Raw genomic sequence first — 14,946 nt, 5'->3', positions numbered from 1 at the left:
TCTTCAATCTTCAATTGTCAAAGAACAGACACCACGCAGACGCGGTGTCGCGGCCCATTCCGCTTTTGGCTTCGGGCCCGTCGAGTGTCGCTCACGCGGCTCTCTTGAATTTCTCGGAGGGCAGATTTAGAAGCGAACTTCTTCGTCGCCAGCGGCGCGCCGCCCTCGTTGGTGAGGCGTATATAGTCGCCGCCCCTCCAAACTGTCAACAACCTTTTCCCCCTTTCTTGAATTTTTTGCGACAATCCCAAAAAAACCCCAAAGACCCTGCGTCAACCCCCAACAGACAAGCCCCAATCCCCGCAACACCCCCCCCTCGCGCACACTTTCCAAGCGGAAAATCAAACCAAAACCCATATCCGGCTATCGATTCCCCATAATCACTCAACGCCGCCGTACACGAAGCCAAACCGCAGCCCCAAAGAACCCCGAGCCGAGGTGCCTACACCGAGGAACTCACAACCGAGGGGCTCGCAACCACAATCCCGAACTGCAAAAGACGTCGAACCATCGCGGACATGCGAGGGCTCCAATCCCTGAGAAGGTCGAGCCAACGTGAGTAAGAGGACGCACAAATTCTGCCCGAGGTGCGGAGGCGTGTCGTGCGGCCAGTTCCGGATTGCAGTTACCTCTCGCTACATTGCGTTACATTGCGTTGCGTTCAGTTCGATCGCGACGAAGGTCGGCTGCGCGGGTCGGACGATCAACAGATAGGCGAAACAGGCCGAGATTGAGCGCGTCGTCGCCGGGAACTCCGAGGTCCGCGGCGCGCAAGATCTGGCACAGATGATGCGGGAGGACGTCATGGTAGCACGCTGCACTGTCGAGCGGCCGACGGGCGATCTCGGTCTTTTCATGGCGTCAGCCACCACTCCTACGCCACGCGGCAGGAGCCAGCCGTGGCTGCGCCACTCAATCCAAAGGACCTTCGGCAAATACCGGACGGTTTAATTCGCCTGGAGGGCTTCAGGGCCAGGCCGCCAAACTTGCGTGTGTTGAAGCACAAAACTTTTCAAATCCGCGCTTGAGTATGCGCCTCGCGGCGTGCAGGATGATGAAATTACGTTTCAAATATTGAACCGATTTGCGTCAGGGCGGGCGGTGCACAGCAACTCACAGACCCCTGCCCCTTCGTCAAAACACAAAAACGGTGAACAGCCCGGCCGCTTCAGAGGCATCCTGCTGATGATTGCCGCCGTGGCGGTGCAATCCTGTTCGGAGGCCGTCGCGAAACTGATGACGGCGTCGCTCCCTCCGGTGCAGGTCACATGGATGCGCTATGCCGTATTCGCGGCAATCATGGTTGGGGTTGCCCTGCTCGCCGGTCCGGCCAAGACCTTGCGCTCCCGGCTGCCGGGCCTTCAGATTCTGAGAGGAGCGGCAGCGGTGGGCGCGGCGACGTTCTTCATCACGTCCCTCTCCATGCTGCCGATGGCGGAGGTTACCGCCATTTCTTTCGTGTCGCCTCTGGTCGTCACCGCGCTGGCAATTCCGCTGCTGGGCGAGATCATCGGCCTGCGTCGATGGACGGCCATCGCGATCGGGCTGGTGGGAGTGACAATGGTGCTGCGGCCCGGCACGCCGGACTTCAGCATCTACATGGTCTTTCCGCTTGCCGCCGCTACCAGTTGGGCTTTCGCGCTTGTGGTTACCCGGCTGATGAGCGTGTCTGACAGCCTGCTCGTGTCGATGACCTACGCCGGATTGGTTGGCTTTGCGCTGACCTCCGTGCTGGTCCCGTTCGTCTGGGTCAAGCCGGATATCCTGTCTCTCGGCCTTGGTCTCGCGACCGGACTTTTCGGCACCATGGCCCAATATCTGACGATTAAGGCGTTGTATCATGAGCGGGCGTCGGTACTCGCGCCGATTTTCTACACCAGCCTCGTCTGGTCCATCCTCTTCGGCTATCTGCTGTTCGGCAACCTGCCGGACGCCTGGACCTATGCAGGCGCTGCGACGATAATCCTCAGCGGCCTCTACACGCTCGGCCGCCAGCGCCGGTAGGTCACGTCGGCGCGGCCGCAAGCGCCTCTTCGGCAAAGTGGCAGCGCACCTGTCGGCCGGGCGCGACCTCCCTCAGCGCCGGCATCGACGTCCTGCACGCCCCCCGTTCGATCGGGCAGCGCCCGCAGAATCTGCATTGCGTGGAGGACGGCGAGATCGGACTCAGCGGATCGCCTTCAAGCTTGATCCGCTCAAGCTTGCCGGGCCGCAGGGTGGGGATCGCGGAGAGCAGCGACCGGGTGTAAGGGTGGGACGGGCTTGCGTAGATCTCGCTGGACGGTCCGCGCTCCACGACTTGCCCCAAATACATGACGACGATCTGGCTGCAGAGCAGCCGCACGACATTGAGATCGTGGCTGACGAAAAGCAGCGCGATCCCCTGCTCCCGCCGCAGTTGGTCAAGAAGCTGCAAGACGGTCGCCTGAACCGACACGTCGAGCGCCGAGGTCGGCTCGTCCAGGACGAGCAATCGCGGCTCGACGACGATCGCGCGCGCAATGCCGACCCGCGCTTTCTGCCCGCCGGAGAGCTGATGCGGCAGCCTCGACAGCAGGGGCAGCGGCAGGTTGACGGCCTCGGCCGCCGCCTCCACGCGCCGCCGCAATTCAGCCTTGCCCGTCCGGGGCAGCAGCATTCTCGCCGGATCGGCGATGAGGTCGAATGCCGTAAACAGCGGATTAAGGCTTTCCGTCGGATCCTGGAAGACCATCTGTATCAGCCGCCGCAGATCCGACCGGGCAAAGCGTGCGGCGGACAGCCGTCCGATATCCTCGCCCTCCAGGAGAAGCTGGCCCTCCGTTGCGTCGAGAAGACGCGAAACCAGCCGCGACAGCGTCGATTTCCCGCAACCCGATTCCCCGACCAGCCCCACCGCCTCGCCCGGATTGATGACCAGATCGACCCCGTCGACGGCATGCAGCTTCGGCGGCGCAGAAAATGGCCATTTCGCAGCCAGCGTGAAATGCTTCTTGAGGTTTCGCGCTTCCAGCAAAGCGGTCATAGCGGATTCCTGCAGGCGACCGCGTGACGGTCCGCGACAGGGCCGAGGTGCAGCTTCTCTGCGTCGCAGACCGGCAGGCGGCGGTCGCAGCGCTCGGCAAAACGGCAAAACGGCAGGTCGATGCGGCGCAGGTCAGGCAGCGAGCCCCTGATCGCCTGCAATTCCCCGATGGTGTCGACAAGCGAAGGAACGGAGCGCAGAAGCTGGGCGGTATAGGGATGGCGCGGGCGAGCGATGATCTCCGCCGTCGGCGCGACTTCGACCGCATGCCCCGCGTGCATGATGATCAGCCTGTCGCAATATTCGGACGCCAGGGCGAGATCATGGGTGATGAGGGCGACCGACATTCCCCGTTCGCGGGCGAGATTGCGGATGAGGTCCATGATGACGGCCTGCGTCGTCACATCGAGGCCGGTCGTCGGCTCGTCGGCGATCAGCAGACGCGGCGCGCAAGCCAATGCGATGGCGATGCCGATCCGCTGGCAAAGCCCGCCGGACAGTTCGAACGGATAGGCCTTGCTGCGCCGTTCAGGGTCAGGAATGCGTACCTGCTTCAGCGCCCCGATGGTTCTGGCGCGGATTTCGGAGGCGGGCGCGGGCATGTGGCGTGCCAGAACGTCGGCGATCTGATCGCCCACCGCCCGAATGGGATTGAGCGCCGTCCGGGGATTCTGGAAGATGATGGAAGCGGCCTTGCCGCGCCACCGATCGAGCTCCGAGCGTTCCATGCCGAGCACATTGCGGCCCTGGAACAGAATCTCGCCGGAGCGGATGCGCGCTGCGTGATCGAGAATGCGCATGATCGAATAGGCCGTCACCGACTTGCCCGATCCCGACTCCCCGATGATGCCGACCATCTCACCGTCGCCAATATCGAACGATACGTCATCGAGCACATGCACCGTGCCATGGCGCGTGATGAAATCGACCGTAAGATTCTGGACCGACAGAAGCGGACCGGTCATGTCCGCATCCTCGGATCAAGGATGTCCCGAAGCGCGTCGCCCATCAGGTTGAACGCGAAGACCGTGATCATCAGCGCGAGGCCGGGAAAAAGAACGACCCACCACTGCCCTGAGGCAATGAAGCGAGCCCCTTCGGCAACCATGATGCCCCATTCAGGGGTCGGCGCACGGACGCCAAGGCCAAGGAACGACAGGCCTGCGGCGTTGAGGACCGCCCAGCCGAGATTGACCGATGCCTGGATGACAAGCGGAGCTGCCATGTTCGGGATCAGGAATCGAGTCAGGATCCGCCAGTCTCCGGAACCGCCCACACGGGCCGCCTCGACATAGCCAAGCCCGCGACGCACGCGTATCTCGTTGCGCGCCAGGCGGATGTAGAAGGGCAGGTTCACCACCGCCGTCGCGTAGACGACATTGGCGACCGTGTTGCCCAGCGCGGCGACCATCGCCATGGCCAGCACGAACAGCGGAAAGGCCATGAGCACATCCACCATCCGCGAGACGGTGCCATCCAAGAAGCCGCCCCAATATCCGATCATCGCACCGATGAGCGAGCCGACGAGACATGAGAGGATCACGGCTCCGAAGGCGATCATGAGGTCGAGCCTGGTGGCGACCATGACGCGGGCAAAAATGTCGCGCCCCAACTGGTCCGTGCCGAACCAGAACGCGGCCGATGGCCCCTGCAGGGCATGGGCAGGGTTGGTCTTCAATGGGTCGTGCGGAACCAGGGAAGGAGCCAGGATGGCAACCAGCAGAATGAGCAGGAAGAGGCCAAAGGCAACGACGTTGAGCGGGTTGCCCAGCACCACATGGCGCACGACCTGCATCCGTTCCCTGATCGCGATTGCCGTCATCGCGTGGCCCTCGGATCGATCAGGGCAACCACGACGTCCGTCGTCAGGTTCACCAGGATGAAGATGCCCGCCATGACCAGCATGAAGCCCTGCAGCGGCGCATAGTCCAGGTTGATGATGCTATCCACGGCGAAGGCCCCGACGCCCGGCCACGAGAACACGCGTTCCACCAGGACGTTGGCGCCCAGCATATAGGAGAAGGTCATCCCCATCGTCGTGACGATCGGCAGCAACGCGTTGCGGAACGCATAGGTCATGATGATTTTGCGGCGCGACAGGCCGGAGGCTCTGGCGGTTCTGATGAACTCCGAGCCAAGCACCTCCAGCATGGAGGCCCTGGCCATGCGGGTGAGCGGCGCGAGAGCAAAAAGCGCCATCGTGACAGCCGGCAGGATCATCTGCTTGAGCGCGGCGGTGAAGAGTTCGAAATCGCCGGCGACGAGCGCATCGATCGTGTAGAATCCGGTCACCCTGTCCGGCTCGAACAGGAAAGGATCCAGCCGGCCGATCGGCTCGGGAGCGACGCCGAGCATGAAATAGAAGAGAAAGATAAGCAGAAGGCCCGTCACGAATGTCGGCATCGACACGCCCAAAGTAGCGATGAGGCGCGACAGGTGGTCGATCAGCGATCCCGGGCGTAGCGCCGCCGCGATGCCGAGCGGCAGCGACACCCCAACGGCGATGAAGAATGCGAGGAAGGTCAGTTCCGCGGAGGCCGGCAGCCGGTTGGCGAATTCCGTCAACACCTGCTGCCCCGTGCTGAGCGAGTTACCGAGATCGCCCTGAAGCAGGTTGCCAAGGTAGATCAGGAATTGCTCCGGAAGCGGCTTGTCGAGGCCCAGGCTCTGGCGCACCGCCTCTATGTCCTGCGCTGTCATTGACGGGTTAGAGGCGAAGAAAACCGCCGGATCGCCCGGCAGCACCCGCGTGAGCAGGAAGGTCACGAGCACCACGCCGAACAACGTTGGTACGGCCGACAGAAGGCGCAGGACGATGCCGTTCATTCATCCTCCGGCCGGTTCAGGAGGAGAATGACATGATCGCCGCTGACCACCACCGTGCCGTCAGACTTGACCAGAAAACCACGCTCGGTGGCAAGCCCACGGCCTGGCGTCCTGGTTGGACGCCGGTCGACAAATTCAAGGCGCAGATGCACCTCTTCGCCGGGCAGCAGCGGAGCGGGAAACTTGACGTCGTTCCACCCGAGCGAGGCGATCACGGACCGCTCGAAGCAGCCGAACGTCGCTTTCAACCCCTCGATCAGCGCGAGGTTGAACAGTCCGTGCGTGATACGGCCGGGAAAACCCGCCGCGCGCGCGAACGCGTCGTCCATATGGACAGGGTGGGCCTCGCCCGTCAGCCGCGCATAGGCATCGATATCGGCCAGTTCGATCCGACGCGGCGCGCTGTTCATGATCGTGCCGGGAACGAAATCCTCATACCACAGCTGGGGCATTATACGTGCCCCTCCCACGCTTCGGCCTGAAGCGCGCGCCAGTCGACCTTGCGGCTGCCCGAACGTGGCAGGGCATCGCGGAACTCGACCTCGCGAGGGACCTTGTAGGCGGCCATCAGAGTCCGCGCGAAATCAATGATGTCGTTTTCGCTGACTTTGCCGCGCTGGTCCGGATGCAGCACCACCACGGCCCGTACCTTCTCGCCACGCCGCGCGTCCGGCGCGGAGATGACCGCGCATTCCGCCACCGCGGGATGGCTGTAGAGCAGCATCTCGCATTCGGCCGGCCAGACCTTGTAGCCCGATGAGTTGATCATGCGTTTCAGCCGATCCACGATGAAGTAGTAGCCATCGGCATCGACATAGCCCAGATCGCCGGTGCGCAGCCACCGCCGTCCGTTCAAATCGATCAGCGCTTCGGCGGTGTCCTTCGGGCGGTTCCAGTAGCCCTGCATGACCTGCGGCCCACTGATGAGGATTTCGCCCAAACCGCCCTGCGCACAAGGCATGAGCGTCTCGGGATCGGCCACCAGGGCATGGGTGTTGTAGATCGGCAGCCCGAGACACTGCGGTTTCGGCGCGTCGAGCGGGTTCAGATGCGTGGCCGATATGGTCTCGGTCAAGCCATATCCTTCCGCGAAGCGGAGCCCCCACCGCTCCCTCAGGCGTCGCACCACCGTAGCCGGCATCGACGCACCACCGCCGGTCATGACCTTCAGACTGGAGAAGCAGTCGTCGGTAAACCCTTTGGACGCCAGGACATCGATAACCATGGTCGGCGCGGCCGACCACCAGGTCGGGCGATGACGGCGGAAGAGCACGGGTATGGCTTCGGCGTCCCACCGGGTCATCAGGATCAGCGCGGCGCCGCACTGGATCGCGGAGGTCATCGACGCCATCATGCCGGCGACGTGGAACAGCGGCATGAAGCTTGTCATGACGGAGTGACTGTCGAGGCGATACCAGCGCACCTGCGCCTTCGTGACAAACCGCGCACCGCGGTGGCTGTGCATGCAGGCCTTGGGTCGGCCCGTCGTGCCCGAACTGTAGGGCAGCACTGCCAGTTCATCGTCGCCCGAAAGCAGAGCCGGCGCCGGCCAATCCTCCGCCAACGCTGTTTTCAGATCCGTGAAACCTTCGCTCGACGCAGGTGCGGCCATGCGCATCACCTCCGGCAGATCGGAGGCGCCGCCCGGCGCCATGTCGGCATAGCGGACGCGTACGATCCGGTCGAACGAGGTGCCGACGAGCGGCGCGAAGCGATCGAGCACTTCCTCGCCGACGATGGCAAAACGTGCCCCGCTGTCAGTCGCGAAATAGGCGAGTTCGTCCGTCGTGTTCATCGGGTTGACCGGAACCACGACACCGTTCGCGCGCAGCACCGCGTAGAAGGCGATTACATATTGCGGGCAGTTCTGCAGGTCGATCATGACCCGGTCGCCACGCTTCAGCCCCTGCTGGGCAAGCCATCCCGCGAGCCGCTCCACGTCCCTCAGGAGTTCCGCGTAGCTGTAGGTCGTACCGTAGTAAAACATCGCCACCTGGGTGGGAAAGGCAGCGGCGGAGCGAACGAGGTCGGAAGCCAGATTGCCGCCGGGCACCGTGATTTCGCCCGGATCCTCCGCCGGCCACAGCGGCGACTGCGGACCGACCTCGAACGGATAGGTGCTATCGCGGGACAGAGCCTCCTGCATCAGCCGGCGATTCCGGATGGATGGGCGGCGATGCGTCTGTCGTCGCGGCGCAATTCGACGACCGTCCGATGCAGGACATCGATCGCGGCCTCGATCTGGCCGAGGTCGGTTTCCTCTTCCGGGCAGTGACTGCGCCCGCCGACCGACGGCACAAACAGCATCCCGGCCGGCACAATCCGGCCGATGATGCCGGAATCATGGTTGGCCCCGGATGGAAGCGTCATGGCCGGATGTCCAAGGCTTGCGGCCGATGATGCCAATGTACGTTGCAACCAGTCCGCCATCGGGACCGGCGTGTCGGAATAGGTACTCCGTATCCGCAGTTCGAGCTTCTCCTCCGCGGCGATCCTGTTCGCCAGTTCCGCAACGCTGTCGAGAAGCTTTGCCAATGTGGCTGAATTGGTACTGCGCATTTCCAGGCCGAGCGTCACCTCGCCAGGCACGACGTTGCCCTGGTTGGGCGAAACGCGGATGATGCCGATCGTGCCCCGCAGATCGCCGTCGCCCGTCGCCAAAACCTCTTCGCGAAACGCCACCGCAAAACGCGCGGCGCCGGCGAAGGCGTCACGCCGCAAGTCCATCGGCACAGTGCCGGCATGATCGGGCTGCCCCGCAAATTTCAGGGACAGACGCTCCTGTCCGGCGATCGAGGTCACAATGCCAAGCGGCACGCCGGCATCCGCCAGAACCGGCCCCTGCTCGATATGAAGCTCCAGCCAGGCCGCGACCGCACCCCAGTCTCTCGGTGCATTGCCCAGCTCAAAGCCTGCCTGCGCCATGGACTCGGACAGGTTCACGCCATCGGGCGAGCGCGCGCGCGTCAGCGCTTCCTCGTCGTGCAGACCGGCCATGGCGCGGCTGCCCGTGAACGGGCCGAAGCGTCCTTCCTCGTCGCGAAAGGCTATGACCTCGACCGGCGCCCCGGGCGTACCTTCGGCCTTGATGCGCCGCGCGACCTCGAGCCCGGCCAGCACACCGATCACGCCGTCAAAAGCGCCGCCATTTTTCACCGTGTCGAGGTGCGAACCGATGAGGATCGCGGGCCCCTCACCCTCCAGTCGCAGGATGGCGTTGCCGAAACTGTCATAGGAGGCTTCCAGGCCGCTGGCGCGGCCTTGCGCCAGAAACCATTCGTGCGCGGCGATATCGGCAGGACCGAAGGCTGGTCGCGACCAGCCGCCGGTAGGATCGGCTCCGATCCCGGCAAGCGCGGAGAAGTCGCGGCGGAAGTTCATGGAGCCGGCCTCTTGGCCGATGCCCGGGCGACGAAACGGCCCTGCCCTTCCCGCCCCAGAAAGACCCCGTCCCTGACCACGACCTTGCCGCGATAGATGGTCTCGGTGGCAAAACCGGTCAGGTCCATGCCGCTATAGGGATTGTAGCCGATGTCGCCGTAGTCGCTGGCCGGAGACATGGTTCGGCGGGTGACCGGATCTATGATGGCCAGGTCCGCGTCATATCCCGGCGCAATCCTGCCTTTTCCCGTAAAGCCGAATATCTCCGCAGGCCAGGTCGAGAACAGTTCTACGAAACGCTGCAGGCCTATCCGCCCCTGGTCGACGCCCAGAGTGAACAGCACCGGCAGGCGCGCCTCGATGCCGGTTATGCCGTTCGCGACGTTTGCGAAGGAAGGCAGACCGAGCGCCTTCGCCTGCGCCGAATAGGAGACCTCGTCCGACGCGACGAGTTGCAGGCCTTTTTCAACGAGCCCCTGCCAGAGGCGATCCTGGTTGGCGCGATCCCGCAGCGGCGGCGACAGGATGAATTCGTGGCCGTTCCCGCGCTCCAGCGCCTCGTCGGTCAGCGCCAGATAGTGCGTGCATGTCTCTGCGGTAACCGGCAGGCCTTCGGCCCGCGCCGCCTTCACCAGCGCAATCGCATCTGCTGCGACGAGGTGCAGGATATGAACGCCACAGCCGGTGGCGCGCGAAAAGGCGATGGCGCGCCCTATGGCCTCGATCTCCACGATTGGCGGACGCGTCAGGGCATGCCAGCGCGGTTCCGTGTGGCCGGCAGCAACCGCCTCCCCGCGCAGGCGCTCGACGATGCCGGCATTCTCGGCATGCAGCACGATGGACATGTCGTTTCGCGCTGCCTCGGCCATCAAGGCATAAAGCTGTCCGTCCTCAAGCTTCAGGCCGTCCTCTTCGTAGACGGTATAGACCTTGAAGGTGGTCACGCCCTGCGCGCGCAATTCCGGGAGTTCGGCAAGCGTTGTCTCGTTCACATCGGTTGCGATCAGGTGGAGCCCGTAGTCCAGCGTGACGTTGGCCTCGGCCTGCCTGCGGCGATGCGCCAAACCCTTCAGCATCGAGCCACCCCGGCGCTGCAGGGCGAAATCGACGATCGCGGTCGTGCCGCCGCGCAATGCCGCGATGCCGCCGGAACCGAAATCATAGACCGAGCGCTGCCCCATGAAGCCGACGAGCAGATGCACATGCGGATCGACACCGGCAGGAATGACCAGCTTTCCCGTGGCGTCCACAAGCTCGGCGCCCGAATGTGCGCGGACAGCTTCACCCGGTGGCAGCAACGCGGCGATGGCCTCGCCCTCGATGACCACGTCGAGATAGCGTGCGCCCTCCGGCGTGACGACCTTTCCGCCTGTTACGATCAAAGTCACCGCGCGGCCTCCAGCGCCTGTTCCAGATCTGCAATCAGGTCTTCTATGTCTTCTATACCGACTGAGACGCGCACCAGCTTGTCCGAGATGCCCATAGCGTGCCGCTGTTCCGGAGGGACCGAAAAATGCGAGGTGTTGCCGGGCTGCGAGATCAGGCTTTCCACGCCGCCGACGGACGGACCGATGCCGAAGAGCCGGGTTCGATCGACCACCGCCTGAGCAGCTTCGGCGTCGTGCATCTCGAAGGACATCAGCCCGCCGAAGCCGGACATCTGCCTGCGGGCAAGCGCGTGGTCGGGGTGGTCAGGCAAGCCCGGATAGAGCACGCGAGCAACCTCCGCACGCCCGGCCAGAAACTCGGCGATCGCATGGCCGGACATGTTATGCTGCCGCATCCTGAGCGCATAGGTGGCCATGCCCCGCATCAGGAGCCACGCCGAATGGGCGTCGACGACAGCGCCGGACACCTGCTGGAGGTTGCGTATGTCGCGGGTCAGCGCACGGTCGCCACACACTGCACCGACGAGGAGATCGCCATGGCCGTTGAGATATTTCGTCGCCGAATGCACGACGACATCTGCCCCCAGCGTCAGCGGCCGCTGGTTCATCGGACTGCCAAGCGTGCCGTCGACGATCAATTTCGCGCCGATCCCGCGCGCCACCTCGGAAATGGCGACGAGGTCGACCACCCGCACCAGCGGATTGGTCGGGGTTTCGGCATAGATGACCCGGGTCTTCGGCGTGACGGCGGCCGCCACATCGGCAGCCTCCAGACCCTTCGCCCAGATCACGTTCACCCCCTGGGCGGGAAGGATGGTGCGCAGATATTTGGCGGTGCCGCCATAAATGTCGGGCAAGGCAACAAGATCGTCACCGGCCCTAATAAAAGGTGCGATTGCGCCGGCGATCGCCGCCATGCCGGATGAGAAAAGCACGCAGGAATGCGCTTCCTCGAGCGCCGCCACCCGTTGCTCGGCGGCGAGTACCGTGGGATTGCGAATGCGCGAATAGACGTAGCCGCGCCGTTCTCCTGTGTTGATCGCCATCAATTCCGCGGTGTCGGCGGCCACGAAGGTGGCCGACTGGAAGATCGGCGCGGTGATCGCGCCCGAATTCTCGGCTGGATTGAGCCCGGAATGGACGGCGCGGGTGCTGATCCGCAGCCTGGGCCGGGAATCGGGCGCGCCGCTCATTTCGTCAGTTCGCGCGAGATGATGATGCGGAGGATTTCGGAGGTGCCGCCGCCGATTTCCGCCAGTTTCGAATCGCGGAAATGGCGCTGCATGTCATATTCCATCAGGTAGCCCCAGCCGCCCATCATCCGCATTCCGTTGAGCGCCGCGCGGACATAGGTCTCGGACGAATAAAGGTTCGCCGTGGCGCTTTCCTTGTTGTTTGGAATTCCACGATCGACCAGGTTGGCCGAGCGGTAGAGCAGCAGCCGCGCGGCTTCGATCTCCATGTCGATGTCGGCAAGCTTGGCGCGCGTCAGCTGGAAGCTGTTGATCTTCTGTCCGAACTGCTCGCGCTCGCCGGTGTAGTTGAGGACGTAGTCCAGCACTTTCTGCGCCGCACCGACATTGACCGCCGACAGGCAGCAGCGCTCATAGTCGAGCGTCTTGAGGACGTTGGTCCATCCCTTGTTCAGCTCACCGATGATCGCATCCTTCGGCAGCCGCACGTCGGTAAGGAATATCTCGTTCAGGTCCATGGGTTTGAGACCGAGCTTCTTGAGCCGCCTGATCTCTACGCCCTTCGTCTTCGCCGGCAACAAGAACATGGTGATGCCCTTGTGCTTGGGCGCCTCCACGTCCGAGCGCGCCATCAGCAGGATGTAATCGGCGATCTGTGCCGCCGAGCAGAACATCTTCTGGCCATTGATGACCCATTCGTCACCCTCAAGCACGGCCCGGGTGCGCAGCGAGGCGGCGTCCGAGCCGGAATTCGGTTCCGACAGCGACAATGCGAAGCGGATTTCTCCGCGTGCGAGCTTCGGCAGCAATTCGCGCTTCTGCTCCTCGCTGGCAAAATGGACCAGCGCGTCCGTCGCGATCACGATCGTCGTATAGTAGAGGTTCGCCGCCGCCTCGAAATGATAAGCCAGTTCCTGGAGGAACACGGCGAGATCGGTGCAGCTTCCGCCCATGCCGCCATATTCTTCCGGGATCGGCAGTCCCAGCCATCCCTCGGCTGCGAGCTTCTGGTAGAGTTCGACCGGGAAACGCTCCTGCTCGTCGCACTCGCGAACATACTCGATCGGGCACTCGCGGGTCAGAAATGCCCGGAGATTATCCCGCATCAGGCGCTGTTCGTCCGAAATCTCAAAATCCATCTTACTTCCCTGTCCAGCGAGGAGTGCGTTTTTCCGCAAAGGCCCGCGGTCCCTCCCTGTAGTCCTCGGAGGTACGCAGCCGATCACGCCACGGAAGGCCGGCATAAAGCCGCTCGAAGGCCGCACGATCGGACAGGCTCTCGACTTCGCGCGTTACCTCCAGGAGGGCCGCCACGGCCAGCGGCGCACCGGCAATGATCTGGGCGGCCATGTCGTGTGCGGTCTGCACCAACTTTTCACGCGCAACAATCCGGTTGATGAAACCGTGGCGAAGCCCCTCCTCGGCAGTCAGCCGACGGCCTGTCAGCAGGAGTTCGGACGCGACGTTGACCGGCAGGCGCCGGTGAGCCCGCCAGAGGCCGCCCGCTTCCGGGATGAAGCCGCGCTGCAACTCCGGCAGCCCGAATTCGGCTTCAGGCACAGCGATGACCAGGGTGGAGTAGAGAGCGAACTCAAAACCGCCGCCAACCGCCAGCCCGTTGACCGCGCAGATTATCGGCTTGATGAGGTCGTGGCGGTTCAGCGACATGAAACCGTGCGGCCCGAAATCCTCGCCATCTTCCCCCGCGGCGACCGCTTTCAGGTCCCACCCGGCAGAAAACATCCTTTCGCCAGCGCCGGTGACGATACCCACACGCAGCGACGGATCCTCGTTGAGCCGTGTCAGCGCGGCGTCGAGATCACGGCTCGCCTTCTGGTCTATCGCGTTGGCGGGAGCGTGGTCGAACGTAATCTCCAGGACATCTCCCTTTACCTCGGTCCTGACCCGGCTCATACGCGAAACTCCCGCAGGATATCGCGCGAAATGAGATCGCGATGGATCTCCGAGGTTCCCTCCCAGATGCGCTCGACGCGGACATCGCGCCACATGCGCTCGATCGGCCATTCCTTCGAGACACCCATTCCACCCAGCATCTGGAGAGCGTTGTCCGTCACCCGGCCTGCCATCTCCGACCCGAACAGATTCACGATCGAGGCCTCACGCTGCGTGATCGTGCCGGCCTCGAGCTTGGCGGCTCCGTCCAGCACCAGAAGCCGCGTCGCCTGTATCTCCATCGCCATGTCGGCCAGCTTGAACGACGTACCCTGGAACTCGCCTATGGTCTTGCCGAAGGCCCGCCTGGTGTTGGCATACGTCGCTGCGATCCCCATCGCGCGCTCTGCAAGGCCGACCATATTCGCGGCAAGCATGATACGCCCCGAGAAGATCCAGCTCTTGGCTATGGCGAAGCCGCCACCTTCTTCGCCGAGAATGTTGCGCGCGGGAACGCGCACATCCTCAAGAGCGATCGAACAGGACTTGAACCCGCGATTGCCGACCAGCGCGAGCGGCCGCACCGAAACGCCCGGAAGGTTCTTGTCGACCAGGAAGCAGGTGATCCGCTTCTGCGGCCCCTTGGGCGCTTCGTCCACGCCGGTGACCGCGAACAGGATGATGAAGTCAGCCACCATCGCCATGGTGATGAATATCTTCTCGCCATTGATCACATAATCGTCGCCGTCTCGAACCGCCTTGGTTGATATCTGGCGCGCATCCGAACCCGCGCCTGGCTCGGTCAGCCCGAAGCACTCCCAGCGCTCTCCGCGGATGACCGGCTTCAGATAGGTTTCGACCTGGTCGCCGACGCAGCTCTTGAGGATTGGTGCGGGTCGATTGCAGATGATGGAGAGTGCTCTCGTGGTCCGGCCGAACTCGATTTCGGCCGCCGAACGCAGCGACTGTCCCAGCCCGCCACCTCCGAGTTCCTCGGGCATGTTGAGCGCGTAGTATCCGGCCTTTATCGCCTTGGATTTAAGCTCGGCGAACAGGTCGGGAGGAACCTGATCCTTTTCCTCCACGAGTGTTTCATGCGGAATGAGTTCCTGCTCGACGAAGGCGCGTACGCCATCCGCAATCATCCGCTGGTCATCGGTAAGAGACACGCTTCTGACACTCCGTGTTTGGGTCACCGTCCCCACGGTGCCCGAACGTTTCAATATTTGACACCACGTTTTATCAATTTGCACAACTTGTC

The 14,946-nt window shown here is 63.4% G+C and carries 13 protein-coding genes; 1 reads left to right on the top strand and 12 read right to left on the bottom strand.

All coding sequences use genetic code 11. The features are described from left to right. The first annotated feature begins 1,044 nt into the window (after positions 1 to 1,044). Positions 1,045 to 2,004 (top strand): DMT family transporter, encoded by a 960-nt coding sequence (locus tag ACSBOB_RS09860; protein ID WP_442582228.1) that lies wholly within the window; start codon positions 1,045 to 1,047, stop codon positions 2,002 to 2,004. 1 nt (position 2,005) lies between these two features. Here the strand turns inward: ACSBOB_RS09860 and ACSBOB_RS09855 are convergent, their stop codons facing one another. Genes ACSBOB_RS09855 through ACSBOB_RS09800 form a run of 12 tightly spaced genes read right to left on the bottom strand, consistent with a single transcriptional unit; the run spans position 2,006 to position 14,854 of the window. Next, complete coding sequence (locus ACSBOB_RS09855) at positions 2,006 to 3,004, bottom strand: oligopeptide/dipeptide ABC transporter ATP-binding protein (RefSeq protein ID WP_442582227.1); 999 nt, start codon at positions 3,002 to 3,004, stop codon at positions 2,006 to 2,008. Further along, positions 3,001 to 3,969: an ABC transporter ATP-binding protein gene (locus ACSBOB_RS09850; RefSeq protein WP_442582226.1), complete on the bottom strand. Its 969-nt coding sequence runs from the start codon at positions 3,967 to 3,969 to the stop codon at positions 3,001 to 3,003. The genes ACSBOB_RS09855 and ACSBOB_RS09850 overlap by 4 nt, the downstream gene beginning before the upstream one ends. Then, entirely contained in the window at positions 3,966 to 4,826 is an 861-nt protein-coding gene (locus ACSBOB_RS09845; protein ID WP_442582225.1) for an ABC transporter permease, read from the bottom strand. The genes ACSBOB_RS09850 and ACSBOB_RS09845 overlap by 4 nt, the downstream gene beginning before the upstream one ends. Further along, the gene (locus tag ACSBOB_RS09840) at positions 4,823 to 5,830 is read right to left on the bottom strand and encodes an ABC transporter permease (protein WP_442582224.1); all 1,008 of its coding nucleotides are present in this window, start codon (positions 5,828 to 5,830) and stop codon (positions 4,823 to 4,825) included. Before ACSBOB_RS09840 ends, ACSBOB_RS09845 begins: the two co-directional genes overlap by 4 nt. Next, on the bottom strand, positions 5,827 to 6,282 hold the full coding sequence (locus ACSBOB_RS09835; protein WP_442582223.1) for a MaoC family dehydratase: 456 nt from the start codon (positions 6,280 to 6,282) through the stop codon (positions 5,827 to 5,829). The genes ACSBOB_RS09840 and ACSBOB_RS09835 overlap by 4 nt, the downstream gene beginning before the upstream one ends. Next, positions 6,282 to 7,976 carry a long-chain-fatty-acid--CoA ligase gene (locus ACSBOB_RS09830; RefSeq protein ID WP_442582222.1) on the bottom strand — a complete coding sequence of 565 codons (1,695 nt, stop codon included), beginning with the start codon at positions 7,974 to 7,976 and terminating at the stop codon, positions 6,282 to 6,284. Before ACSBOB_RS09830 ends, ACSBOB_RS09835 begins: the two co-directional genes overlap by 1 nt. Continuing rightward, a complete protein-coding gene (locus ACSBOB_RS09825; RefSeq protein ID WP_442582221.1) occupies positions 7,976 to 9,211 on the bottom strand; it encodes a Zn-dependent hydrolase in 1,236 nt (411 codons plus the stop codon). The genes ACSBOB_RS09830 and ACSBOB_RS09825 overlap by 1 nt, the downstream gene beginning before the upstream one ends. Then, the gene (hydA, locus tag ACSBOB_RS09820; protein ID WP_442582220.1) at positions 9,208 to 10,599 is read right to left on the bottom strand and encodes a dihydropyrimidinase; all 1,392 of its coding nucleotides are present in this window, start codon (positions 10,597 to 10,599) and stop codon (positions 9,208 to 9,210) included. Before hydA ends, ACSBOB_RS09825 begins: the two co-directional genes overlap by 4 nt. After that, positions 10,596 to 11,792 carry a trans-sulfuration enzyme family protein gene (locus ACSBOB_RS09815; RefSeq protein ID WP_442582219.1) on the bottom strand — a complete coding sequence of 399 codons (1,197 nt, stop codon included), beginning with the start codon at positions 11,790 to 11,792 and terminating at the stop codon, positions 10,596 to 10,598. The genes hydA and ACSBOB_RS09815 overlap by 4 nt, the downstream gene beginning before the upstream one ends. Then, positions 11,789 to 12,931, bottom strand: coding sequence for an acyl-CoA dehydrogenase family protein (locus ACSBOB_RS09810; RefSeq protein WP_442582218.1), 1,143 nt, complete (start codon positions 12,929 to 12,931; stop codon positions 11,789 to 11,791). Before ACSBOB_RS09810 ends, ACSBOB_RS09815 begins: the two co-directional genes overlap by 4 nt. A gap of 1 nt (position 12,932) precedes the next feature. Then, positions 12,933 to 13,706 carry an enoyl-CoA hydratase-related protein gene (locus ACSBOB_RS09805; RefSeq protein ID WP_442582217.1) on the bottom strand — a complete coding sequence of 258 codons (774 nt, stop codon included), beginning with the start codon at positions 13,704 to 13,706 and terminating at the stop codon, positions 12,933 to 12,935. After that, entirely contained in the window at positions 13,703 to 14,854 is a 1,152-nt protein-coding gene (locus tag ACSBOB_RS09800) for an acyl-CoA dehydrogenase family protein (protein WP_442582216.1), read from the bottom strand. Before ACSBOB_RS09800 ends, ACSBOB_RS09805 begins: the two co-directional genes overlap by 4 nt. Positions 14,855 to 14,946 lie beyond the last annotated feature (92 nt).

This window comes from Mesorhizobium sp. KACC 23794 (assembly GCF_052180275.1).
In the GTDB taxonomy this organism is placed as follows: Bacteria; Pseudomonadota; Alphaproteobacteria; order Rhizobiales; family Rhizobiaceae; genus Kumtagia.
The sequence above is the reverse complement of the archived record's forward strand: the minus strand, read 5'-3'. Positions and strand labels throughout refer to the sequence as shown.

Coding starts and splice junctions, on each gene's coding strand:
- ACSBOB_RS09855 (WP_442582227.1), bottom strand. CDS start 3,004: ATGACCGCTTTGCTGGAAGCGCGAAACCTCAAGAAGCATTTCACGCTG.
- ACSBOB_RS09850 (WP_442582226.1), bottom strand. CDS start 3,969: ATGACCGGTCCGCTTCTGTCGGTCCAGAATCTTACGGTCGATTTCATC.
- ACSBOB_RS09845 (WP_442582225.1), bottom strand. CDS start 4,826: ATGACGGCAATCGCGATCAGGGAACGGATGCAGGTCGTGCGCCATGTG.
- ACSBOB_RS09840 (WP_442582224.1), bottom strand. CDS start 5,830: ATGAACGGCATCGTCCTGCGCCTTCTGTCGGCCGTACCAACGTTGTTC.
- ACSBOB_RS09835 (WP_442582223.1), bottom strand. CDS start 6,282: ATGCCCCAGCTGTGGTATGAGGATTTCGTTCCCGGCACGATCATGAAC.
- ACSBOB_RS09830 (WP_442582222.1), bottom strand. CDS start 7,976: ATGCAGGAGGCTCTGTCCCGCGATAGCACCTATCCGTTCGAGGTCGGT.
- ACSBOB_RS09825 (WP_442582221.1), bottom strand. CDS start 9,211: ATGAACTTCCGCCGCGACTTCTCCGCGCTTGCCGGGATCGGAGCCGAT.
- ACSBOB_RS09815 (WP_442582219.1), bottom strand. CDS start 11,792: ATGAGCGGCGCGCCCGATTCCCGGCCCAGGCTGCGGATCAGCACCCGC.
- ACSBOB_RS09810 (WP_442582218.1), bottom strand. CDS start 12,931: ATGGATTTTGAGATTTCGGACGAACAGCGCCTGATGCGGGATAATCTC.
- ACSBOB_RS09805 (WP_442582217.1), bottom strand. CDS start 13,706: ATGAGCCGGGTCAGGACCGAGGTAAAGGGAGATGTCCTGGAGATTACG.